Origin of the sequence: Ralstonia sp. Ralssp110, assembly GCF_047325135.1 — a bacterium.
Taxonomy (GTDB): domain Bacteria; phylum Pseudomonadota; class Gammaproteobacteria; order Burkholderiales; family Burkholderiaceae; genus Ralstonia; species Ralstonia mojiangensis.
Map to the genome: position 1 here is coordinate 944,776 of NZ_CP168610.1, position 22,301 is coordinate 967,076.

At 65.1% G+C, this 22,301-nt stretch carries 19 protein-coding genes; 13 read left to right on the forward strand and 6 right to left on the reverse strand.

The window, feature by feature from the left end:
- Positions 1–2 precede the first annotated feature (2 nt).
- The 8 genes from fdh3B (at position 3) to ACEN9T_RS13215 (ending at position 7,168) form a co-directional block, all read left to right on the forward strand.
- A complete protein-coding gene (gene fdh3B / locus ACEN9T_RS13180) occupies positions 3–671 on the forward strand; it encodes a formate dehydrogenase FDH3 subunit beta (protein ID WP_092972929.1) in 669 nt (222 codons plus the stop codon).
- Positions 668–913, forward strand: coding sequence for a hypothetical protein (locus ACEN9T_RS13185; protein WP_092972931.1), 246 nt, complete (start codon positions 668–670; stop codon positions 911–913). The genes fdh3B and ACEN9T_RS13185 overlap by 4 nt, the downstream gene beginning before the upstream one ends.
- A gap of 31 nt (positions 914–944) precedes the next feature.
- Entirely contained in the window at positions 945–2,108 is a 1,164-nt protein-coding gene (locus ACEN9T_RS13190) for a formate dehydrogenase subunit gamma (protein WP_413707926.1), read from the forward strand.
- A gap of 35 nt (positions 2,109–2,143) precedes the next feature.
- Positions 2,144–2,461 carry a hypothetical protein gene (locus tag ACEN9T_RS13195; RefSeq protein WP_413707927.1) on the forward strand — a complete coding sequence of 106 codons (318 nt, stop codon included), beginning with the start codon at positions 2,144–2,146 and terminating at the stop codon, positions 2,459–2,461.
- A gap of 82 nt (positions 2,462–2,543) precedes the next feature.
- On the forward strand, positions 2,544–3,086 hold the full coding sequence (locus tag ACEN9T_RS13200) for a superoxide dismutase family protein (RefSeq protein WP_092972937.1): 543 nt from the start codon (positions 2,544–2,546) through the stop codon (positions 3,084–3,086).
- A gap of 90 nt (positions 3,087–3,176) precedes the next feature.
- Positions 3,177–4,052 carry a formate dehydrogenase accessory sulfurtransferase FdhD gene (locus ACEN9T_RS13205; RefSeq protein ID WP_413707928.1) on the forward strand — a complete coding sequence of 292 codons (876 nt, stop codon included), beginning with the start codon at positions 3,177–3,179 and terminating at the stop codon, positions 4,050–4,052.
- Positions 4,053–4,248: 196 nt separating this feature from the next.
- The gene (dcd, locus tag ACEN9T_RS13210) at positions 4,249–4,815 is read left to right on the forward strand and encodes a dCTP deaminase (protein ID WP_012762552.1); all 567 of its coding nucleotides are present in this window, start codon (positions 4,249–4,251) and stop codon (positions 4,813–4,815) included.
- A gap of 73 nt (positions 4,816–4,888) precedes the next feature.
- Positions 4,889–7,168: an arginine/lysine/ornithine decarboxylase gene (locus ACEN9T_RS13215; RefSeq protein ID WP_092972941.1), complete on the forward strand. Its 2,280-nt coding sequence runs from the start codon at positions 4,889–4,891 to the stop codon at positions 7,166–7,168.
- Positions 7,169–7,241: 73 nt separating this feature from the next.
- On the opposite strand, the gene argH is transcribed toward ACEN9T_RS13215, so the two are convergent.
- The 3 genes from argH to ACEN9T_RS13230 form a co-directional block, all read right to left on the reverse strand.
- Positions 7,242–8,657, reverse strand: coding sequence for an argininosuccinate lyase (gene argH / locus ACEN9T_RS13220; RefSeq protein ID WP_027680809.1), 1,416 nt, complete (start codon positions 8,655–8,657; stop codon positions 7,242–7,244).
- Positions 8,658–8,763: 106 nt separating this feature from the next.
- Positions 8,764–9,483 carry an anti-sigma factor domain-containing protein gene (locus tag ACEN9T_RS13225; RefSeq protein WP_413707929.1) on the reverse strand — a complete coding sequence of 240 codons (720 nt, stop codon included), beginning with the start codon at positions 9,481–9,483 and terminating at the stop codon, positions 8,764–8,766.
- Positions 9,483–10,130: an RNA polymerase sigma factor gene (locus tag ACEN9T_RS13230; protein WP_413707930.1), complete on the reverse strand. Its 648-nt coding sequence runs from the start codon at positions 10,128–10,130 to the stop codon at positions 9,483–9,485. The genes ACEN9T_RS13225 and ACEN9T_RS13230 overlap by 1 nt, the downstream gene beginning before the upstream one ends.
- Positions 10,131–10,335: 205 nt before the next feature.
- Here ACEN9T_RS13230 and ACEN9T_RS13235 point away from each other — a divergent pair, with 205 nt between their 5' ends.
- Entirely contained in the window at positions 10,336–10,941 is a 606-nt protein-coding gene (locus ACEN9T_RS13235) for a ferritin-like domain-containing protein (RefSeq protein WP_092972947.1), read from the forward strand.
- A 33-nt stretch (positions 10,942–10,974) separates the two neighbouring features.
- Here the strand turns inward: ACEN9T_RS13235 and ACEN9T_RS13240 are convergent, their stop codons facing one another.
- Positions 10,975–11,859, reverse strand: a complete 885-nt coding sequence (locus ACEN9T_RS13240) for a LysR family transcriptional regulator (RefSeq protein ID WP_092973031.1) — start codon at positions 11,857–11,859, stop codon at positions 10,975–10,977.
- 125 nt (positions 11,860–11,984) lie between these two features.
- On the opposite strand from ACEN9T_RS13240, the gene ACEN9T_RS13245 reads away from it, so the two are divergent.
- Positions 11,985–13,412, forward strand: coding sequence for an MFS transporter (locus ACEN9T_RS13245; RefSeq protein WP_413707931.1), 1,428 nt, complete (start codon positions 11,985–11,987; stop codon positions 13,410–13,412).
- On the opposite strand, the gene ppc is transcribed toward ACEN9T_RS13245, so the two are convergent.
- The gene (gene ppc, locus ACEN9T_RS13250; RefSeq protein WP_413707932.1) at positions 13,413–16,421 is read right to left on the reverse strand and encodes a phosphoenolpyruvate carboxylase; all 3,009 of its coding nucleotides are present in this window, start codon (positions 16,419–16,421) and stop codon (positions 13,413–13,415) included.
- Between the two features lie 108 nt (positions 16,422–16,529).
- Here ppc and hemC point away from each other — a divergent pair, with 108 nt between their 5' ends.
- Genes hemC through ACEN9T_RS13265 form a run of 3 tightly spaced genes read left to right on the forward strand, consistent with a single transcriptional unit; the run spans position 16,530 to position 20,896 of the window.
- Complete coding sequence (gene hemC, locus ACEN9T_RS13255) at positions 16,530–17,546, forward strand: hydroxymethylbilane synthase (protein ID WP_413707933.1); 1,017 nt, start codon at positions 16,530–16,532, stop codon at positions 17,544–17,546.
- 15 nt (positions 17,547–17,561) lie between these two features.
- Positions 17,562–19,700: a fused uroporphyrinogen-III synthase HemD/membrane protein HemX gene (gene hemDX / locus ACEN9T_RS13260; RefSeq protein ID WP_413707934.1), complete on the forward strand. Its 2,139-nt coding sequence runs from the start codon at positions 17,562–17,564 to the stop codon at positions 19,698–19,700.
- 2 nt (positions 19,701–19,702) lie between these two features.
- On the forward strand, positions 19,703–20,896 hold the full coding sequence (locus ACEN9T_RS13265) for a heme biosynthesis protein HemY (protein WP_253538218.1): 1,194 nt from the start codon (positions 19,703–19,705) through the stop codon (positions 20,894–20,896).
- 46 nt (positions 20,897–20,942) lie between these two features.
- On the opposite strand, the gene ACEN9T_RS13270 is transcribed toward ACEN9T_RS13265, so the two are convergent.
- Positions 20,943–22,277 carry an MFS transporter gene (locus ACEN9T_RS13270; RefSeq protein ID WP_413707935.1) on the reverse strand — a complete coding sequence of 445 codons (1,335 nt, stop codon included), beginning with the start codon at positions 22,275–22,277 and terminating at the stop codon, positions 20,943–20,945.
- Positions 22,278–22,301 lie beyond the last annotated feature (24 nt).

Consider the following 22,301-nt stretch of genomic DNA (forward strand, 5'->3'; position numbering starts at 1 on the left):
ACATGGCACGCATGAAATTCATCTGTGACAGCGAGCGCTGCATCGAATGCAACGCCTGCGCCACGGCCTGCAAGAACGAACACGAGGTGCCCTGGGGCGTGAACCGGCGCCGCGTGGTCACCATCAACGACGGCATGATCGGCGCGGAGAAATCCATCTCCGTGGCGTGCATGCATTGCTCCGATGCGCCGTGCATGGCGGTCTGCCCGGTCGACTGCTTCTACCGCACCGAAGACGGCGTGGTGCTGCACGACAAGGACGTCTGCATCGGATGCGGCTATTGCTCGTATGCGTGCCCGTTCGGTGCGCCGCAGTTCCCGAGCCAGGGCACATTTGGCGTGCGCGGCAAGATGGACAAGTGTACGTTCTGTGCCGGCGGCCCCGAGAAGAACGGCAGCGAGGAGGAGTTCGAGAAGTACGGGCGCAACCGCCTTGCCGAAGGCAAGCTGCCGCTTTGCGCGGAAATGTGCTCGACGAAGGCGCTGCTGGGCGGAGATGGCGATGTGATTTCCGACATCCTGCGCAATCGCGTCATGAAACGCGGGAAGGGCGCGGAGTTGTTCGGGTGGGGCACGGCTTACGGCGGTGCGCAAGGTAAGGGCAGCCAAGCAACGCCGGCTACCCCTGCCGCGCCCGCCGCGCCTGCTTCAACGCCGGGAGCGCAATCATGACCGCCCGAGCCCGATCGACCAGTCTGCTGATCGCCCTTGGCGCTGCGCTGTTGCTCGGTGCCTGCGGTGAACGCTCGCAAACCGCATTTGCCTCGCACCGCAAGGACGACGCGCCAGCCTACAAGGGTGCAGAAGGCGATCCGTTCATGGCCAAGAACTGGACACCCGGTGACCGCACGAGCTGGGAAAACCAGATCCGCGCGCGCGGCCAGTACCAGAACGAGTACAACAAGACGCCGTGACGCCATGACACGTACGAGCGGAGGTTCGTCCATGGGCACTTCCTGGAAACATCTCGTGATGGCCGTGTTGCTCGGCGGCGCAGCAGCATTGGCGAGCGCGCAGCAGCCGGCCAGTGCGCCGGTAGCCAACAACGCGCCCGTCAATCCGGCCGTACAACCGGCGCAGCCGTTCTCCAACATCGTCTCGGAGAACGTGTTTGATCTGCAAAAGCGCGATCTCGCCAAGGAGGCGCACGACCAGACCGGCCGCCGCACCACGCAACCCGGCAACAACGCGCCTGTCTGGCGTGAGGTGAACTCTGATAAGGCGCATTACGCCAGCATTCCCGGGCTCGAAGCCGGCGTGCTGATCCAGCGCACAGGGCAAAAATGGCGGTTGTTCCGCAATGGCGTGATCACCGTGTGGGGCGGTTGGCTCGTGGTGCTGGTGCCGCTGCTTATCCTGGGTTTTTTCCTCTGGCGCGGCACGATTCCACTGAAGGAGGCGCCCACCGGCCGCAAGATCGAGCGCTTCACACCCACCGAACGCTACGTGCACTGGACGATGGCCATCTCGTTCGTCACGCTCGGCGTGTCGGGCATCGTCATGCTGTGGGGCAAGCATTTCCTGTTGCCGGTCCTCGGCCACCAGTTGTTCGGCTGGCTGACATATGTGCTGAAAAACCTGCACAACCTGGTGGGGCCGCTCTTCACGGTCAGCATCATCGTGGCCTTCGTGATGTGGGTGCGGGACAACCTGCCGCGCAGCGGTGATTTGAAATGGCTGCTGAGCCTGGGCGGCATGTTTGCCGGAGAGCATGGCGCCGAAGTGCCGTCGCACCGCTTCAATGCCGGCGAGAAACTCTGGTTCTGGGGCGGCCTCGTCGTGTTCGGGCTGGTCCTGTCGGCCTCGGGCTGGATGCTCGATCGCATTGTCCCGGGCGTGGATTACTACCGCAGCACGATGCAACTCGCCGAGGTCATTCACGCGATCGCGGCGGTTGGCATGATCTGCATGTCGCTGGGCCACATCTACATGGGCACGATCGGCATGGAAGGCGCTTACCGCGCCATGCGTGATGGCTATGTCGATGAGGCCTGGGCGAAGGAGCACCACGAGCTCTGGTACGACGACGTCAAAGCCGGCAAGATCCCCGCGCAGCGGTCGCAACCGCCTGTGCCGCCAGCGCCGAGCGAGCAGCCCGCCAAGTCATGACGCCATCGACCTCAACCGATTCAAGGAATCTCACCATGCATGCATCCGCTCCGAGCCGCGCCGCAGGTATGGCACTTGCTGCCGCCATGCTGAGCCTGACAAGCGGACTGGCCGGCGCCAAGCTGCCGGCACCGACGGAAGAACAGAAGGCACAGGCGGATGCGGCGAAGGCCAAGGCAGCCTGGGGCGACAAGGTAGCCGCGTTCCAGACGTGCAAGGCCCAGGACAAGGTGGCGGCGTCCTACCAGGCTGGCGGCAAGGCTGCGCATACGCAACCGGGCGCGCCGTGCGTTGATCCGGGGCCGTTTGTTGCGCCGGTGCCTCCAGCATCTGCACCGGCGGCCAAAGGGTGAACCGTTGTTGCCAATGTTGCGTGTTCATCATCCGGCAGTACAATCGTCCGCTCCCCGAGTGAACCCTGACTGGAGGTGACACATGAAGCAACTCGTGATTGCACTCGCCGCGATCGGCCTGATGGCTGGCTGCGCATCGAATACCGCATCGACGGCCAAGGCGGCCGATTCGGGCATGGCGGCCTCGGCCGTGCTGGCGCCCAAGAGCGGCAGCACCGTGCAGGGCAGCGTGAAGCTGGCGCAGCAGGGCGACAATCGGGTTGCCATGGCTGTGGATATTTCGGGCCTGCCGGCCAACGGTATGTTCGGTTTCCACGTGCACGAGAAGGGCGATTGCTCGTCGGCGGATGGCAATAGCGCCGGCGGCCACTTCAACCCGACAGGCCAGCAGCATGGCGATCCGCGTAGCGGCGCGCACCATGCTGGCGATATCCCGATGCTGCAATCTGATGCCAACGGCAAGGCCGTCGGCTCGATCGTTCTTTCCGGCGTGACGCTGTCGCCTGGGCCCACCAGCCTGGTCGGCCATGCGCTGATCGTCCACGCAGGCAAGGACGACTACATGACCCAGCCCACCGGCAATTCCGGCGGGCGCATCGCCTGCGGCGTGATCGTGGCGAACTGATCGCCCGCACGCGGTACCTGCTCCCGCGCAGGTACCAGCCGCACCATGCGCACGCTTGCCGTGCGCATTTTTATTTGAACGAAGACATTGATGCCGCTGCGCCCCGAACTGACCAACGCTTCCGTTCCACTGCTCGACGAGGTTGAAGTGCTCGACGAGCTGGGCCGCGCACGCAATGTCTACATCCCCGGTGAACGCCCGCTCACCGTCTACCTCGACAAGCGCGAACTGGTCACCCTGATGACGCTGGGCGGCGCGCCTGAAGCGCTCGTACTCGGTTATCTGCGTAACCAGCGCCTGGTCAGCAGCATCGACGACATCGCCTCCATCCAGGTCGACTGGGAAACCGAATCGGCTGCCGTCACCACGCGCGGCGGCATTGCAGACCTGGATGAGAAGACCGCCCGCCGCACCGTGACCACCGGTTGCGGGCAGGGCACCGTGTTCGGCTCGCTGATGGACGAAATCGACGCCATCCATTTGCCCCCCGACGCGCGCATGACGCAGACCACGCTGTACCGGGTGGTCGACACCATCCGCCTGCAGCAGTCGATCTACAAGCAAGCGGGCTCGGTGCATGGCTGCGCGCTGTTCGATGCGCAGGGCGGACTGCTGCACTTCATCGAAGACGTGGGCCGCCACAATGCCGTGGATGCCATTGCCGGCCTCATGTGGCTTGAAGGACTGAGCGGCGGCGACAAGATCTTCTATACCACCGGCCGCCTGACCTCCGAGATGGTCATCAAGGGCGCGCAGATGGGCATTCCGTTTCTGCTGTCGCGCTCAGGCGTCACGCAGATGGGCCACCAGATGGCACAGCGGGTCAACCTGACGCTGTTCGCGCGGTGCACTGGGCGGCACTTTCTGCTCTATACGGGGCGGGATCGTTTTGTGGCCGAGCTGGAGGTGGCCGGCACGGTCGGGCCGCGCGGGGAGCTTCCCCAGCCGGCGGAATCCGGCCGCTGATCTGCCGGCGTTTGTTCGGATAAGGCCCGCGCAAGCCATCGGCCGCTACGGGGTTTTCCGTCACAGGTTTGGGAGTACAATCCGCGTTCCAAACCGGCCCCAGCCGCGGGCCGGCCTGCTGGCGTGACCAAATGGGGACAGTTTTCGCACCGCGAAGCCTGCCCCCATTTGTTCATCCAAGGTATCTGGACGCTCCATGAGCATCAAATCCGACAAGTGGATCCGCCGCATGGCCGAGCAGCACGGCATGATCGAGCCGTTCGAGCCCGGCCAGGTGCGTGAATCCGAAGGGCGCCGCATCGTCTCCTACGGCACGTCGAGCTACGGCTACGACATCCGCTGCGCCGACGAATTCAAGATCTTCACCAACATCAACAGCACCATCGTCGATCCGAAGAACTTCGACGAGAAGTCGTTTGTCGACTTCAAGGGCGATGTGTGCATCATCCCGCCGAACTCGTTCGCGCTGGCCCGCACGATGGAGTATTTCCGCATCCCGCGCACGGTGCTGACGGTGTGTCTAGGCAAGAGCACGTACGCGCGCTGCGGGATCATCGTGAACGTCACGCCGTTCGAGCCCGAATGGGAAGGCTACGTGACGCTGGAGTTCTCCAACACCACGCCGCTGCCCGCCAAGATCTACGCCGGCGAAGGCTGCGCGCAGGTGCTGTTCTTCGAGAGCGACGAGGAATGCGAAACCTCGTACAAGGATCGTGGTGGCAAGTATCAGGGCCAGCACGGTGTGACGCTGCCCAAGACCTAGTTTTTGTAGTCCGTTTCCGCGCGTTCAGGCGTATCCGGAGCGGTGCCTTTAGCTTCATCCATAAGGAACCACGATGAAATTCCGTTTTCCCGTCATCATCATCGACGAGGACTTCCGCTCCGAGAACATCTCCGGGTCGGGCATTCGCGCGCTGGCCCAAGCCATCGAGCAGGAGGGGATGGAGGTGACTGGTCTCACCAGCTATGGTGACCTGACCTCGTTCGCTCAACAGTCGAGCCGCGCCTCCACCTTCATCGTCTCGATCGACGACGATGAATTCATCAACCCGGACAACGACAAGCCGGAACCGGAAGCGGTTGAAAACCTGCGCGCCTTCGTGGCCGAGGTGCGTCGCCGCAACGCCGACATTCCCATCTTCCTGTACGGCGAAACGCGCACCTCGCGCCATCTGCCGAACGACGTGCTGCGCGAGCTGCACGGCTTCATCCACATGTTCGAGGACACGCCCGAGTTCGTGGCCCGACACATCATCCGTGAAGCGCGCAACTATCTGGATTCACTGCCGCCGCCGTTCTTCAAGGCGCTGATCGACTACGCGCAGGACAGCTCGTATTCGTGGCATTGCCCGGGGCACTCGGGCGGCGTGGCGTTCCTGAAGAGCCCGGTGGGACAGGTGTTCCACCAGTTCTTCGGCGAGAACATGCTGCGCGCCGACGTCTGCAACGCTGTGGAAGAACTGGGCCAGTTGCTTGACCACACGGGCCCGGTGGCCGCGTCTGAGCGCAACGCCGCACGCATCTTCGGCTCCGATCACATGTTCTTTGTGACCAACGGCACGTCGACGTCGAACAAGATGGTGTGGCACGCCAACGTGGCGCCCGGCGACATCGTGGTGGTGGACCGCAACTGCCACAAGTCGATCCTGCACGCGATCATGATGACGGGCGCGATCCCTGTGTTCCTGATGCCGACGCGCAACCATTTCGGCATCATCGGCCCGATCCCGAAGAGCGAGTTCGAGCCCGAAACGATCGCCAAGAAGATCGCCGATCACCCGTTCGCCAGCCAGGCCAAGAACAAGAAGCCGCGCATCCTGACCATCACGCAGGGCACGTACGACGGCGTGCTGTACAACGCCGAGATGATCAAGAACATGCTGTCGACCGAAATCGACACGCTGCACTTTGATGAAGCGTGGCTGCCGCACGCGTCGTTCCACCCGTTCTACGAGGACATGCACGCCATTGGTCATGGCCGCCCGCGCAGCAAGGACGCGCTGGTGTTTGCCACGCAGAGCACGCACAAGCTGCTGGCAGGCCTGTCGCAGGCCTCGCAGATCCTTGTGCAGGATTCCGAGACGCGCAAGCTCGATACGTACCGCTTCAATGAGGCGTATCTGATGCACACGTCGACGAGCCCGCAATACTCGATCATCGCTTCATGCGACGTGGCCGCGGCGATGATGGAAGCGCCGGGCGGCACTGCGCTGGTGGAGGAGAGCATTGCCGAAGCGCTGGACTTCCGCCGCGCCATGCGCAAGGTGGAGCACGAATACCTGGGCACGAACGGTGGCAACGGCCGCGGCGACGACTGGTGGTTCAAGGTCTGGGGCCCGAACGACCTGTCCGACGAGGGCATCGAAGACCGCGAAGCATGGATGCTCAAGGCCAACGAGCGCTGGCACGGCTTCGGCAACCTGGCGGAAGACTTCAACCTGCTCGACCCGATCAAGGCCACCATCATCACCCCGGGCCTGGACGTCGACGGCAAGTTCAGCGACTCGGGCATCCCGGCCGCCATCGTGACGCGTTACCTGGCTGAGCACGGCATCATCGTCGAGAAGACCGGTTTGTACTCGTTCTTCATCATGTTCACCATCGGCATCACCAAGGGCCGCTGGAACTCGATGGTGACCGAGCTGCAGCAGTTCAAGGACGACTACGACAACAACCAGCCGCTGTGGCGCGTGTTGCCGGAGTTCGTGCGCCAGTATCCGCAGTACGAGCGCATCGGGCTGCGGGAGCTGTGCGACAGCATCCACAGCGTCTACCAGGCCAACGACGTGGCCCGCGTGACGACGGAGATGTACCTGTCGAACATGGAACCAGCGATGAAGCCGTCGGACGCCTGGGCCAAGATGGCCCACCGTGAAACCGAGCGTGTGGCGATCGACGACCTGGAGGGCCGCATCACCGCTATCCTGCTGACGCCGTATCCTCCGGGCATTCCGCTGCTGATTCCTGGCGAACGCTTCAACAAGACGATCGTGCAGTACCTGCAATTCGCTCGCGAGTTCAACAAGCTGTTCCCGGGCTTCGAGACTGACATTCACGGTCTGGTCGAGGAAGAAGTCGACGGCAAGATGGGGTATTTCGTCGACTGCGTGCGCTGAGGTTCAGCTGCACAAACAAAAACGCCGCGCTGATCTAGTCAGCGCGGCGTTTTTGTTTGGTGCGTGCGGCCGATTATTCAGCCAGCGCCGCGCGCGCAAACGCAATGGCTTGCTTCACCTGCTCCGGCGCCGTTCCGCCAATGTGGTTGCGCGAGGCGACCGAGCCTTCCAGCGTCAGCACGGCGTGCACATCGTCGCTAATGAGATCGGACTTGTCGCCCAGGCCGCAGATGTCACGCAGTTGTGCCACGGACAGGTCTGCCAAATCACAGCGCAGGTCGTCGCACGCGCGCACGGCGTGGGCAACGGCTTCGTGTGCATCGCGGAAGGGCAGGCCGCGCTTGACCAGGTAGTCGGCCAGATCGGTGGCGGTGGCGTAGCCTTGCAGCGCAGCGGCGCGCATGGCGTCGGCCTTGACGGTGATGCCCGGCACCATGTCGGCAAAGATGCGCAGCGTGTCGACCACGGTATCCACGGTGTCGAACAGCGGTTCCTTGTCTTCCTGGTTGTCCTTGTTGTAGGCCAGCGGCTGACCCTTCATCAGCGTGAGCAGGCCGATCAGGTGGCCGTTGACGCGACCGGTCTTGCCGCGCGCGAGTTCCGGCACGTCGGGGTTCTTCTTCTGCGGCATGATCGAGCTGCCGGTGCAGAAGCGGTCGGCAATGTCGATAAAGCCCACGCGCGGGCTCATCCAGAGCACCAGCTCTTCGGAGAAGCGCGAGATGTGCGTCATGACGAGTGCGGCCGCTGCGCAGAATTCGATGGCGAAGTCGCGATCGGACACGGCGTCCAGCGAGTTGCGGCACACGCCATCAAAGCCCAGTTGCTGCGCGACGAATTCACGGTCGATCGGGTAGCTCGTGCCGGCCAGCGCGGCGGCGCCCAGCGGCAGGCGGTTGACGCGCTTGCGGGCGTCCAGCATGCGCTCGGTGTCGCGAGTGAACATCTCGACGTAGGCCAGCAGGTGATGGCCGAACACCACCGGTTGCGCGACCTGCAAGTGCGTGAAGCCCGGGACGATGGTGTTGGTGTGCTGCTCGGCCAAGTCCAGCAGCGCGCTGCGCAGGGCCTTGAGCAGACCGACGATGTTGTCGATCTCGCTGCGCAGCCATAGGCGGATGTCGGTGGCAACCTGGTCGTTGCGCGAGCGGCCCGTGTGCAGGCGCTTGCCGGCGTCGCCCGCCATGGCGGTCAGACGCGCTTCGATGTTCAGGTGCACGTCTTCCAGGTCCAGCTTCCACTCGAACGTGCCGGCCTCGATCTCCTGGCGGATCTGCGCCATGCCCTTTTCGATGGCGGCGCGGTCTGCCTCGGCGATGATGCCCTGCTTGGCGAGCATGGCGGCGTGCGCTAGCGAGCCCTGGATGTCGAACAGTGCGAGGCGCTTGTCGAAGAACACCGATGCGGTATAGCGCTTGACGAGATCGGATACCGGCTCGTTAAAGCGGGCGGACCACGCTTCGGCCTTCTTGGCGAGTTGGGAGGTCATGGGCGGACAGCTGGAGGAGTGCGGCCAGCGAGAAGGGCCAGCCGCAAATTCAGGAAACCGCGATTATATCGCCCGCCGGGCCTTTCAGCCCCCGCGCCGGGGCTGGCTACAACGTGCTGTCGATCAGCGCGCCCTTGAAGACGACGGGCCCGGTCGGCCCCTCCGGGTTGGGCGAGCCGCCACGCGGTTCCACGCTGATGGCCAGCGCCGGCACCTGCCGCAACGGCTGCGCCACCGTCAGCCGCACGGCGCGCTGGTGCCCGATCACCCCAAGTGACTGAGGATGCCCGCCGGGCGGCAGTGCCCAGAGCTGCAAGGCCTGTTCAGTGTTGAGCGGCGTTGCGTCCAGCCGCTTGAGCGATAGCGTGCCGGTGCGCGCATCCCAGGTGACGAGGACGGCCGCTTGTGCCTTCGCATCCTGCAGCACGGCCACGGCGTTGGCGACAGGCGCCTCGCGCAATTGCTGCGCCAGCCGCAGGTTCAGCCCGATCGCCACCGCCGCAATCACCGCGGCGACTGCGGTGGCGCCGCGCCAGAAGCCGGTGCCTTGCCAAAGCCGTTGCCAGAGCGCTTTTCGTGGTGGCGCCGGCTCGCGCCAGCCTAGTTGCACTTCAACGCGGCACAAAATCTCCGGCAGCGGCGCCGTCGCCGGCTGAAGCGCGGGCAGGTCGGCCAGATAGCGTTGCCAGCGTTCGACCGTGGCACGCACGGCGTCGTCGTGGCGAAGGATCTGCTCGAACCGGCGGCGTGCGCCGTCGCGCAATGTGCCGACCGCGTATTCGGCGGCCAGCTTGTCGACGAGATCGGGGTGGCGGCGCGGGTCCATCAGGGTGCTCCGAGGCATTCGCGCAGGCGGTCCAATCCGCGCCGCATCCAGGATTTGACGGTGCCCAGCGGTAGTGACAGCGCTTGTGCCAGCTCGCTGTGCGACAGGTCTCGCAGATAGGCGAGCGACACGACTTCGCGCTGCTTCGGGTCCAGGCGCTTGAGGCATTCGGCCAGCGCGCGGGCTTGCTGGCCGGCCAGCGCGAGGTCGGCGGGACCAGGGGCGTGGTCGGCCAGGACATCGGCGTAGCTGTCATCCAGCGGCACGGATTCCTGCGCGCGCTCGGCATGTTGCCGGCGCAGGCAATCGAGTGCACGGTTGCGCACGATCGTGGTCATCCACGTCATGGGGGCGGCCATGTGGGGGCGGTAATCGCCGGCATGGCGCCAGATGTTGACGAAGCTTTCTTGCAAGACGTCCTCGGCCCAGTCCTTCCTGACCAAGATACGCAGCGCGAGCCCAAACAGTTTCGGTGCACAGCGCGAATATAGCGCGCGCAGGGCGTCGCGGTCGCCCAGGCCGATGCGCTGCAGCAACGCCGCCAGCTCTTCCGCGTCGGCGCTTTGGGGGCGCGCTGCCGCGGCCGCCGTCGGTGGATCGGTGTCTTGCGCGGCGTGGTCGTCGGCGGTGCGCTGGAAGGTGAGCACGTGGGCAGTTTTTTGTGGACGGTTCTGCCCAAAGTGTAGGTAGAAACCGTGGTTGCCGGGGGAATTCACGTGAAAGGTGCTGAGGTATTTGCATCCAGTTGGATGCGCCCTTCGTATAAGTGGTCAGGCGCTGAACAAACGCCCGCGATTCGCATCACGCACCGCACGGATCGCGCTTTTCCCCACATATGCAAGGAGACTGACGATGGACACAACCAAAGAGATGGATCAGTTGGAGAGTGACAGCCCGCGCATCGACGCGCGTCGCCGCGTGCTGCTGCGCGCGCCGGGGCTGATGGCGCTGGGTTCGCTGGCGGCGGTGTCGCTGGGCCAGTCGATGCCTGCCTGGGCGCAGACCCAGTCGGGCAGCGTGAAAGACGACATCAACATCCTGAACGTGGCGCTCGGGCTGGAGTACCAGGCCATCGCCGCCTATCAGGTGGGGGCAGAAAGCGGCTTGTTGCAAAAGCCCGTGCTCGCGACGGCCGTGAAGTTCCAGGGCCACCACAAGGCACACGCGTCGGTGCTGGCGGGCACGGTGTCCAAGCTGGGTGGTACGCCGGTCATGGAAAAGAAGGTGGCGGAATACAACTTCCCGGTCAGCCAGCTCAAGACGCAGGCCGACGTGCTGCGTTTTGCCGCCGGCCTGGAAAAGGGCGCCACTTCGGCCTACTTGGGCGTGCTGCCGAATTTCTACACGCGCGACCTGACCAAGGCCGCCGCCAGCATCCTGGGCGACGAGGCAATGCATTGGGCAGTGCTGCTTTCGGTGTTGGGTGAAGACCCGGTGCCGGTGGCATTCATCAGCTGAAGGGTTTGTTGGGCCGCCACGCCGGCCGCTCGTTTACGGTGTGGCGGTTTTTTTGTGCGCGTCGAACGCTTCGACGATGCAATCGAGCAAGGCCCGCACGCGTGCGGTCTTGTGCAGATCGGCGTGCGTGACGAGCCAGACGTCCTGCATGCTCCGGCGGTTTGGCAGCACGCGCACCAGTTGTGGATACGCTTGCGCGCGGCGGCAAACCAGTTCGGTGATCCCAATGCCTGCGGCCACCGCCTCGAACAGCGCCAGCGCCGAGTTGCTCTGCAAGACGACGCGCCCGCGCGTAATGGGCTCTCCGCAAAGGTCTTCCCACATCCACGGCACTTCGTTGCGCGGATAAAGCACCAGGTCGTGCCCCGCAAAGGCCGTCCCTTCCTCCGGCTCGCCGCGGGCCGCAACGTAGCTGCGGCTCGCATAGATGCCGGTTTCCATTTGTCCGATGCGCCGCGCGATGAGGTCCGGCGAATCCGGCCGCAGCGTGCGCACGGCCACATCGGCTTCGCGCTTGGTCAGGTTGGCAATGCTCTTGGACGCTATGCAGACGACGTCGATGCCAGGATGCCGGTGCCGCAGCGTCGCAATAGCCGGCAACACAAAGGTGGCCGCCATGGTGTCGGTCGTGGCCAGGCGTATCGTGCCGGCGAGTTGCTCGTCGATGCCGGCCACGCGGCGCTCGATGGTGTGTGCCGCCTGCTCCATCGCTTCGGCCGGGCCGATCAGCGCTTCGCCGGCAGGTGTGAGCACCAGTGCGGTCGACGTGCGCAGGAAGAGCTTGGCCGATAGCTCGTCTTCCAGCGCGGCGATGCGGCGGCCCACCGTGGCCTGATCCACGCCCAGGCGCTGTGCCGCACCGCGCAGCGTGCAGGTGCGCGCCACGGCCAGGAAGAAGCGTCCGTTGTCCCAGTTCACATCGGGCTCCGAATATTTGTAGATGAGTGATGCAAATTTGCAGCGTTGCAATGCAAAAACGCTGCTTTTTTGCATGCGTTCTCCAGCCTACACTTGGCTGCATGAAATTGCCAAACGGTTCCGCCATGTCTTCATGCCACGCCAATACCTTGGGCGCCGGTCCCCGAGCTGACTTGCAACCCGATCTCAGCCGGTGGCGCCGCAACGCCACGCTGGGCATTCTCACGTCGGGTGTGTTCATGGCGGTGCTCGATACGACCGTGGTCAACGTGGCGCTCATCGCTATGCGCGACAGCCTGCACAGCAGCGTCGCAGAACTCGCCTGGATTGTTGACGCTTACACGCTGGCCTTTGCCGCTTTCATCCTCACAGGCGGTTTGCTGAGCGACCGCATTGGCGCTCGCACCGTGTTCATGGCGGGGATGGCGGTGTTCATCGTGGCCTCCGCCGGCTGTGGGCTGGCGCCTTCAGTGACCACGCTGATTGCCGCGCGCATCCTGCAGGGCGTGGGCGCGGCGATGTTTCTGCCGAGTTCGCTATCGCTCATTCGCAGCACGTTTGAAGACCCCCGTGAGCGGGCCTGGGCCATTGGCCTGTGGGGTGCAATCGTCGCGACAGCCGCGGCCGTGGGCCCTGCGCTGGGTGGCGTCCTGGTTGACACATATGGCTGGCGCAGTGCCTTCCTGATCAACGTGCCGCTGGGCGTGGTCGGCATGCTGGGCACGTGGGTCATCGTGCGTCACGTGCAGCCTGCACGCGCCAAGCCGTTCGACTGGGCGGGGCAGGTGACGAGCGCGGTGATGCTCGCAGCGCTGTGTTTTGCCGCGATTGAATGGCCGGTGCGCGGCGCGCAATCGCCGTGGGTGTGGGGTACCGCGCTGTTGACGGTGGTGGCCGGGGTGCTGTTCGTCTTGGCCGAACGCCGGGCGCGGGCACCGCTGGTGCCGCTGGCCTGGCTGGGGCATCGCACGCTGGGCGCGGTCAACGGCGTGGGGTTTCTGCTGAACTTCGGCTATTACGGCGCGTTGTTCGTGCTAAGCCTGCATTTACAAAATGTCGAACAGCTGAGCGCACGCCAGACCGGCCTGGTCATGCTGCCAATGGCGGTGAGCCTGTCGGCGGGCAACATCTTCGCGGGCAAGCTGATGGCACATTTTTCTACGCCGACGATGATGCTGAGTGGTCTCTTGATCGGCGCTGCGGGTTTGCTGGCAACGTCGGCTGCGCTGACGGGCCATGTGCACATCTGGGTGGTCAGTGCAACGATGATGGCTTACGGCGGCGGTACCGCGCTGGCGATTGCGCCCATGACGTCGACCATCCTGTCTGCGGCACCGGGCGAATTGGCCGGCACGGCGTCGGGCTTGCTCAACGCCGCCCGGCAGACGGGCAGTTTGCTGGGCGTCGCAGCGGCGGGCGCGGTCGTTACGGTGGTGCCCGGTCTGGCGCATGCCTCGCCGCTGGTGTTTGGCCTGATGACGCTGTCGTACGCCGGCGCGATGGCGATGGCGTGGATCAGCCGTCGCCCGGCCGCCACCGCGCTGGTTGCCTGATCAGCCGCTATTGCGAAGGCCTGCAGCAATCCCGTTGATCGACAGATGGATGCCGCGTCGCACGCGCGCATCGTCACTGCCGGCCTTGCCCGAGCGGAAGCGCTTGAGCAGTTCGACCTGCAGGTGATTCAGCGGGTCGAGATACGGGAAGCGGTTCTTGATGGAACGCGCCAGCAGCGGGTTGTCGGCCAAGCGCTCCGACTGCCCCGTGATGGCGGCCAGCATCTGCTCGGTCAATGTGAACTCCGCCGAGATGCGCGAGAACACCGCGTTACGCAGTTTGCGGTCGTCGCAGAGCTGCGCGTAGCGCGAGGCCACGTTCAGATCGGCCTTGGACAGCACCATGTCCATGTTCGAGAGCAAGTTCGCAAAGAACGGCCATTGCTTGTGCATGCGCTTGAGCGTGGCCAGGCGCGCGGCGCGGGCCTTGGCGTTGCCCGCATCGTCGAGCCAGCGCTGCACCGCGCTGCCGAAGCCGAACCAGCCCGGCAGCAGCAGACGGCATTGGCCCCACGAGAAGCCCCACGGAATCGCGCGCAGGTCTTCAATGCGGCGGTGTTTCTTATCCATCAGCTTGCGCGAGGCCGGGCGTGAACCCAGGTTCAGATCGGCAATCTCGGTGATCGGCGTGGTGGCGAAGAAGTAATCCTTGAAGCCCGGGGTTTCGTAGACGAGATTGCGGTACGCGGCAAAGGCGTTGTCCGACAGCGCCTGCATGGCGGCTTCGAAATCTTCCAGGCCCTTCGGACGGTTGCGCGTGGGCAGCAGCGTCGCTTCCAGCGTGGCGGCGACGATGGTTTCCAGATTGCGCCGGCCGATCTCGGGGTTGGCGAACTTGCTGGAGATGATTTCGCCCTGCTCGGTCAGGCGGATCTGCCCGTTCACCGTGCCCGGCGGCTGCGACAGGATGGCCTGATAGGTCGGGCCGCCGCCTCGGCCCACCGTGCCGCCGCGGCCGTGGAAGAGGCGCAGGCGCACGCCCTTGCGCTCGAACAGCTCCACCAGCGCCAACTCGGCCTTGTACAGCTCCCAGTTGGAGGTGAGGAAACCGCCGTCCTTGTTGGAATCCGAATAGCCGAGCATCACTTCCTGCTCGTTGCCCTGCGCTGCGAGCACGGCATCGAAGCCGGGCAGGGCAAGCAGGTCGCCCATGATCTCGGGGGCGTTGCGCAAGTCCTCAATGGTTTCGAACAGCGGGATCACCATGACGTCCAGCGCGGCGCTGCCGCTGCCATTGGCGCCCGTGCGGAACATGCCGGCTTCCTTCTGCAGCAGCATCACTTCCAGCAGGTCGGACAGCGTCTCGGTGTGCGAAATGATGTAGTTGCGCACGATGCGGTTGCCGTAGCGGGCACGCACCTCACGCGCGGCGCGGAAGATGTCGATCTCCGACGTGGTCTGCTCGCTGTATGCGTGGAACGGCAGCGTCAGCACGCGCGGTTGTTGCAACTCGCGCAGCAGCAGCGTGCGCTTGTCGGCCTCGGACATCGCGGCGTACGCCCCTTCCACGCCCGCTACATTCAGCAGCTCGGCGACGGTCGCTTCGTGCACGTCCGACACCTGCCGCAGGTCGATCGATGACAGGTGGAAGCCGAACACATCAATTGCGCGCGCCAGCGATGCCAGCCGCGCGTCGGCCAGCACCTCGCCGTGGTGCGCCGCCAGCGAATCGATCACGATCTGGATATCGGCGCGCAGTTCTTCTGCGTTGCTGTAAGCCGGAGCGGGCCCGACGGCGTGGCGGCCGGCGTCTTCACCGGTCAGCTCGCGGCAGGTGGCAGCCAAGCGTGCATACACGCCAATCAGCGCACGGCGGTACGGCTCGTCCACGCGGTGTTCGGAGTGGTCGGGTGAGCGCTCGGCCAGCGCTTGCAGCTCGGCACTCACATCCACCAGCGACGTCGACATCGACAGTTCCGCACCCAGCGCGTGGATCTCTTCCAGGTACCACGCGAGGATCACGCTCGCCTGCTTCCGTGCAGCGTCGAGCAACGTCGTCGCGGTGACGAACGGGTTGCCGTCACGGTCGCCGCCGATCCAGGAGCCCATCTGGAAAAAGGGTGGCAACGGTGCCGATTCGCCGCGTGCGCCGCGACGCGGGAAGACCGTCGCGATGTCTTCTTCAAGCTCGCGGTACAGCGCGGGAATTTCGCGCAGGAAGGTGGTTTTGTAATACGACAGCGCGTTCTCGATCTCGTCCGCCACCATCAGACGCGTGGTGCGCAGCATGCGCGTTTGCCACAGCTTGGTGACATGGGCACGCAGCAGCGCAGTGTTGCGCTCGCGCTCGCGCGTGGTGAGCGGCGCGTCGCGCTCGGCCAGCAGGCGGGCGATTTCACGTTGTGCGTCGAGCGTGCTCTTGCGCTGCACCTCGGTCGGGTGGGCGGTCAGCACCGGCACGATCAGCGCGGTTTCGAAGAATCGGCGCAGCACGTCGCCCGACATGCCTTCATCGGCGGCCGACAGCAGCGCGCGCATCAGGCTGCCCGGCTGCGGCGGCGATCCGGCCAGCGCATGCACGCGGCGGCGGCGATTGTGGTGCTGGTCTTCAGCGATGTTCGCCAGGTGCGAGAAATAGCTGAAGGCGCGCACCACCGACGTGGTTTGGTCGCGCGAGAGGGTTTTCAGCAGCCGGTCGAGATCCTGCTCGGCCTGGCGGTCGCCGTCGCGGCGGAAGCGCACGGCGGTCTGGCGGATGGTCTCGACCGTTTCGAAGACGGTGCCGCCTTCCTGGTCACGCAGCACGTCGCCCAGCAGGCGCCCGAGGAAGCGGATGTCTTCCTTCAGCGGCTGATCCTTGGCCGCGGCGCTGCCCGACGAGCGTCGGGAAGTGGGGCCGAGTGATGCGCCGTTGGCTTCGTCCGCCCCATTGGCCTTGACCACCGGTTTGGCGGCGGGCTTGGCAGTCTTGACTGCTTTCGAGGTCTTGCTGGTCTTGGCGGGGGCGGCTGAAGCCTTGCGGGCGGGGGTCGCGCGCGAGGAAGCGCGGCGCGCGGCGGGCTGCGTCATGGTGTCTCCTAGATTGGGTAGGTAAGGTGCCTGAACGGCCCTCTTTTCTGCATCACTTCAACGTGATAGCCGGACTGTCGCGAAAATGCTGCGTGCTACCATTGCCGCATGCCTTCCAACGCCCGCCCGACCTCCCGTCAATCCCAGCTTGCAACGACTCCTGCAGCCCAGGCGCCGACCAAGCTGGTCATTGCCTCGCGCGAAAGCCGGCTTGCCCTCTGGCAGGCCGAACACGTGCGTGCTGCATTGCAAAAATACTATCCCGCGTGCGACGTGTCCATCCTTGGAATGACCACGCGCGGCGACCAGATTCTCGACCGCTCCCTCGCAAAGGTGGGGGGCAAAGGTTTGTTCGTAAAGGAGCTGGAAGTCGCGCTGGCCGAGGGGCGCGCCGATCTCGCCGTGCATTCGCTCAAGGATGTGCCGATGGAATTGCCGGAAGGCTTTGCGCTTTCGGCCATCCTCGAACGCGAAGATCCGCGCGACGCCTTTGTTTCCAACGACTACGCCGATTTGGCCTCGCTGCCGGCCGGCGCCATCGTGGGCACGTCCAGCCTGCGCCGCGAGGCTTCGCTGCGGGCGCGCTTCCCGCATCTGGTCATCCAGCCGCTGCGGGGCAACCTCGATACGCGCCTCGGCAAGCTCGATCGTGGCGACTACGCCGCCATCATCCTGGCTGCTGCCGGGCTTAAACGCCTTGGCCTGGCTGATCGTATCCGCTCGACCATCACGCCGGAAGAATCGCTGCCGGCAGCAGGGCAGGGTGCGCTCGGCATCGAGATTCGCGCCGATCGTGCAGACGTACGAGCGTGTCTCGCGCCGCTGCACGATGACCCCACCGCGCTGGCCGTGACGGCTGAACGCGCCGTTTCGCGCATCCTCGGCGGTTCCTGCCAGGTGCCACTGGCTTCGTTTGCGCAGTGGTCGGATACCGGCACGCTGCGCCTGCGCGCCTTTGTCGCTTCGCAGGACGGCACCCGCAAACTTGCCGCAGATGGCGAGGCCACGCCATCCACGCTGGCCGAAGCCGACGCACTGGGCGTGCACGTCGCCCAGCAGATGCTGACTGGCGGCGCACGCGACATCCTTGCCATGCTGGGCGCCGACGCCCCACCCGCTACCTAACTCCCACGGCTCGCCATGGACGACCACTTGCCACCGCGCTTGTCACCATCGTCGCCCGCATCCAGCACGCCGCCTGCTCAACCGGCAACCCCGCCCGTGGTGGTGGTTACGCGTCCGCGCGCGCAGGCGCCCATGCTGGTGGCGGCGCTTGAGCGCCACGGCCTGCGCACGCACCAGTTTCCGCTGCTCGACATTGCGCCGACGCCCAATCTCGACGACTTGCGCGCCGCGTTGGGCGATCCTTCGCGCTATGTGCTGGTCGTGTTCGTCAGCCCTAACGCCGTGCAGCAGGCGTTTGCCGCCATGCCGGAAGGCTTCCGCTGGCCGCAGGAAGTGCCTGTAGCGGTGGTGGGCCCCGCGAGCGCACTGGCGCTCGCCCAGCACGGCGTTGCGCCGCCCGCGCACCGTGTGATCCAGCCTGACACGCATGCCGACGACGCTCGCCAGGATTCCGAAGCGCTGTACGCGAGGCTGGATGTGCCGTCGTTGAGCGGTCGTGAAGTTCTGATCGTGCGCGGCAATGGCGGCCGCGAATGGCTGGCCGATCAACTGCGCGAAGCCGGCGCATCGGTCCGTACGGTGGAGGCGTATCGCCGCAGCGTCCCGGTGCCCGATGCTGCGGCGTGGCTCGCGTTGCGTGCCGTGCTTCCGGCCCGCCATGCCTGGACGCTCACCAGTTCGGAAGCTGTCCGCAATCTCGATGAGCTGGCTCGCGCGAATCTTTCGCCGGCCGATCTCGACACGCTGCATGGCGCGCCGTGCTTTGCTTCGCACGCCCGCATCGTCGAACAGGCCAAATCGCTGGGCTTTCGCGACGTGACGCTGACCGGCGCCGGCGACGACCGGCTGCTCGCCAGCGTGCTCGCCTGGGCCGGGCCGGTATCGGCGTCCGAGCATGCCCCGGCAGCGGTGTCGGCTGAATCAAAATCGTCTACTTCTTCTTCGACTGTGACGCAGACTCCCGTTCCCTTGGCGGCTCCCGCTTCTGCCCCCGCTTCGACACCAGCGCCCGCATCCGCGGCAACCAAGCCGAGCCCGGCCCCTGCGCCTGCTGCTCCGCCGGCTGCGTTTGCGCCCACCATGACGGTCAACCAAGCGCAACGCCGTGGCGGTTGGGTGATCTGGGTGGTGCTGGTTGCGGTCGTGGCAGCGGTGGCCGCGCTGCAGGTGCGCAATGAGCGCCTCGCACGCGAGATCCGTCAGCATGCCCAGACAAATGAAGCGCTGGCGCAGGAGATGCGCGTGCTGTCCCGTGCAGACCGGGATTCGGTTTCCCAACTGCAACAGAAATTCGGGGCGCTGGACGCCCGCACCGCTGAAACGCGCGATCGCCAAGCCGCGCTGGAGCAGGCCAACCAAGACCTTCTGCGCAACCGTGATGACTGGCAGCGCGCCGAGATTCAGCGCTCGCTGGAGGTCACGGCCGAGCAATTGCAACTGACCGGTAATGTCGCCGGTGCGCTGGCTGCGCTGCAAACGGTCGATGCACGCCTGGCCACGCTCGACAAGCCGCAGTTCAACGCCGTGCGCCGGGCCGTATCGCGCGACATGGCCAAGCTCAAGGCGATGCCGTCGTTTGATCTGGCGGGTGCGACGCTGCGGCTGGATGACGCAATCAACGCTGTCGACACGCTGCCGCTCATCTCGTCGGCCCAGCCGCTGGAGGCGGAACAGGCTGCACAGGCGCCGCATGCGGCCGCGAAACCCACGAAGAATGCCAAGGCGCACGCTGCGGCCGCGTCGGCGCCGGTTGCGGCGACGCCGCCAAACGCCGGATGGTCGGTGGGTGTGCGCGCCTGGTGGGCCCGCCTGTGGAACGACGTTCGCGACGAGCTCGGCCAGATCGTACAGGTGCGCCGCGTCGATCAGACCGAAGCGCTGCTGCTATCTTCCGACCAAGCGTGGTTCCTGCGCGAAAACCTCAAGCTGCGCTTGATGAATGCGCGCCTGGCATTGCTCTCGCGCAATGACGCTGTGTTCCGTGCCGACCTGGGGCGCGCCGATACGCTGCTCGCACGCTACTTCGATACGCAGTCTTCGCGCGTGACCACGGTGCAGAATCAACTGTCTCAGGTGCGCGCGACGGCCGGCACGCTGCAGGTGCCGACGCTGGCTGACAGCCTTGCCGCCGTGCGCGGTTCGGGCAAGGAGTGAGCATGCGCTGGGTATTCTGGGTCGCGCTCCTGTTTGCCGCCGCCGTTGGGCTGGCGCTGTTCACTGAACTTAACCTGAGCAACGTCGTGCTGTTCTACCCGCCGTACCGGGTCGAGATGTCGCTCAATTTCGTGCTGGCTGCGCTGCTGGCGACGTTCGTGGTGCTGCATCTTGTGATGCGCCTTTTCCACCACGTGGCCGGCATGCCGGCGCGTGCTGCGGCGTATCGCGAGCGCAACCGCATCCTGAAGGCATCGGCCGCGTTGCGCGAAGCGATGGAAAGCCTGTTTGCCGGCCGCTTCGGCCATGCGGAACGCCAGGCGCGCGAAGCCCAGGCCTGGGAGCCGCAGCGTGAGACGGCCGCGCTGATCGGCGCCCGTGCCGCACACCGCATGCAGGAAACCGAGCGCCGCGACGCCTGGATGGCCGAAGTGTCTTCGCCCGATCGTGAGCAGGCGAAACTCGTGTCGATGGCCGAGTTGCTGGTCGACGCCCGCGATGCGGAAGGTGCGCTGGAGAAGATCGCGCAGCTGCAATCGCAGGGCTCGCGGCAGATTCAGGCGCAACGCATTGCCCTGCGTGCGCATCAGCATCTGAAGAACTGGAGCGAGGTGTTGCGCCTCACGCGCGCCCTGGAAAAGCGCAACGCCATCCATTCTGTGCTGGCCGCGCGTCTTAAGCAGATGGCGTGTGAAACGCTGCTGGCCGAGCGCCGCCACGATGCCGATGCGCTGAACAGCTTCTGGCGCGAGCTGACCACGGAAGAACGCCGCTCGCCGCGCATTGCCTCGCAGGCAGCGCTGTATTTCGCACAGCTTGGCCGCACCGATGACGCCAAGCGCATCGTTGAAGATGGCCTGAAGACGCATTGGGATAGCCGCCTGATCCGCCGCTACGCCGATTGCGCAGTGCCGGGCAAGGCGCTGCCGCTGATCCAGCAGGCCGAGAAATGGCTCGCCCAGCATCCGGTGGATGCCGACCTGTTCTACACGCTCGGCATGCTGTGCTTCAAGGAGCAGCTCTGGGGCAAGGCGCAGTCGAACCTGGAGTCGGCATTGAAGTACGCCGATGCCGATCACTCCGGCAACCTCCGCGCCCATGCGCATCTGGCGCTTGCACAGATGTTCGAGCAGACGGAGCGCATGGAAGACGCGCAGCGCCACTACCGGCAAAGCGCATTGCTTGCCGTGAAATGAAAAAGGCCGGGATGATCCCGGCCTTTTTTCTTGGCGGTGACGGCACCTATTTGTTCACCATCCGTGCCGGCACGGAAAGCGTGAGGATCGCACCCAGCACCATCGACGCGGCCAGCATGTACATGCCCGAATCGGTGCTCTGCGTGGCGTCTTTCAGCCAGCCGACGGCGTAGGGGCTCAGGAAGCCCGCGAGGTTGCCCAGCGAATTGATGAGCGCAATGCCAGCGGCGGCGCCAGTGCCGGCCAGGAATGCAGTCGGCAGGCTCCAGAACAGCGGCAACGTGGTCAGGATGCCCATGGTGCCGAGCGTGAGGGCGGCCATGGCCAGCGTGGTGTCGGTGTGCCACACGGCCGACAGGACAAGCCCGACCGCGCCCACCACCGCGGGAATCGCGATGTGCCAGCGGCGCTCGCGCAGACGGTCTGCGCTGCGGGCCACCAGGACCATGGCGACGACTGCCGCGCCGTACGGGATCGCCGTCAGCAAGCCTACCGAGAACGGATCGGCCACACCGGTCTGCTTGATCAGGGTCGGCAGCCAGAAGCTCACGCCATACAGGCCCATCACGAAGGTGAAGTAGATCAGGCTCATCAGCCACACGCGCGGGCTGGCCATGACGGTGCGGATGGGCGGGTCCTCCTTCTCGGCGTCTTCCGCGGCGATGTTGCGGGCGAGAAGCGCCTTCTCTTCTTCGGTCAGCCACTTCGCGTGGCTGATGCGGTCGTCCAGATAAGCCAGCACGAAGATGCCGACGATGATCGACGGAATGCCTTCGATCAGGAACATCCACTGCCAACCGGCCAGGCCATAGACGCCGGCAAATGCCTTCATCGCCCAACCCGAGATGGGGCCGCCGATCACGCCCGACAGCGCAATCGCCGTCATGAAAAAGGTGGTGGTGCGCCCGCGCCGCTGCGCCGGATACCAGTACGTGAGGTACAGGATGATGCCCGGGAAGAAGCCGGCCTCTGCCAGGCCCAGCAGAAAGCGCATCACGTAGAACATGGCCGGCGTGGTCACGAACATCATGGCCGCCGAGATGATGCCCCACGAGATCATGATCCGCGCGATCCAGATGCGCGCGCCCACGCGGTGCAGGATCACATTGCTCGGCACTTCAAAAAGGAAGTAGCCGATGAAAAAGATGCCGGCGCCAAGGCCGTAGATGGTCTCGCTGAACTTGAGATCGTTGAGCATCTGCAGCTTGGCAAAGCCCACGTTGACGCGATCGAGATACGCGACCACGTAACACAGCAGCAGGAACGGAACGAGACGCCACGTCACCTTGCGGTAAGTAGCTTCTTCAAATGCGCTTGTGGACTGTGGCGGCAGCGTGCCTGCGCCGCCAACCGGTGAGGTGGGAGGGGTGGTGATGGCCATCGGGTCTCCAGAGTTATTGTGAGT

Excerpts from the sequence above, each read along its gene's own strand:
- fdh3B (WP_092972929.1), top strand. The coding sequence starts at position 3 with ATGGCACGCATGAAATTCATCTGTGACAGCGAGCGCTGCATCGAATGC.
- ACEN9T_RS13185 (WP_092972931.1), top strand. The coding sequence starts at position 668 with ATGACCGCCCGAGCCCGATCGACCAGTCTGCTGATCGCCCTTGGCGCT.
- ACEN9T_RS13190 (WP_413707926.1), top strand. The coding sequence starts at position 945 with ATGGGCACTTCCTGGAAACATCTCGTGATGGCCGTGTTGCTCGGCGGC.
- ACEN9T_RS13195 (WP_413707927.1), top strand. The coding sequence starts at position 2,144 with ATGCATGCATCCGCTCCGAGCCGCGCCGCAGGTATGGCACTTGCTGCC.
- ACEN9T_RS13200 (WP_092972937.1), top strand. The coding sequence starts at position 2,544 with ATGAAGCAACTCGTGATTGCACTCGCCGCGATCGGCCTGATGGCTGGC.
- ACEN9T_RS13205 (WP_413707928.1), top strand. The coding sequence starts at position 3,177 with ATGCCGCTGCGCCCCGAACTGACCAACGCTTCCGTTCCACTGCTCGAC.
- dcd (WP_012762552.1), top strand. The coding sequence starts at position 4,249 with ATGAGCATCAAATCCGACAAGTGGATCCGCCGCATGGCCGAGCAGCAC.
- ACEN9T_RS13215 (WP_092972941.1), top strand. The coding sequence starts at position 4,889 with ATGAAATTCCGTTTTCCCGTCATCATCATCGACGAGGACTTCCGCTCC.
- argH (WP_027680809.1), bottom strand. The coding sequence starts at position 8,657 with ATGACCTCCCAACTCGCCAAGAAGGCCGAAGCGTGGTCCGCCCGCTTT.
- ACEN9T_RS13225 (WP_413707929.1), bottom strand. The coding sequence starts at position 9,483 with ATGGACCCGCGCCGCCACCCCGATCTCGTCGACAAGCTGGCCGCCGAA.
- ACEN9T_RS13235 (WP_092972947.1), top strand. The coding sequence starts at position 10,336 with ATGGACACAACCAAAGAGATGGATCAGTTGGAGAGTGACAGCCCGCGC.
- ACEN9T_RS13245 (WP_413707931.1), top strand. The coding sequence starts at position 11,985 with ATGTCTTCATGCCACGCCAATACCTTGGGCGCCGGTCCCCGAGCTGAC.
- ppc (WP_413707932.1), bottom strand. The coding sequence starts at position 16,421 with ATGACGCAGCCCGCCGCGCGCCGCGCTTCCTCGCGCGCGACCCCCGCC.
- hemC (WP_413707933.1), top strand. The coding sequence starts at position 16,530 with ATGCCTTCCAACGCCCGCCCGACCTCCCGTCAATCCCAGCTTGCAACG.
- hemDX (WP_413707934.1), top strand. The coding sequence starts at position 17,562 with ATGGACGACCACTTGCCACCGCGCTTGTCACCATCGTCGCCCGCATCC.
- ACEN9T_RS13265 (WP_253538218.1), top strand. The coding sequence starts at position 19,703 with ATGCGCTGGGTATTCTGGGTCGCGCTCCTGTTTGCCGCCGCCGTTGGG.
- ACEN9T_RS13270 (WP_413707935.1), bottom strand. The coding sequence starts at position 22,277 with ATGGCCATCACCACCCCTCCCACCTCACCGGTTGGCGGCGCAGGCACG.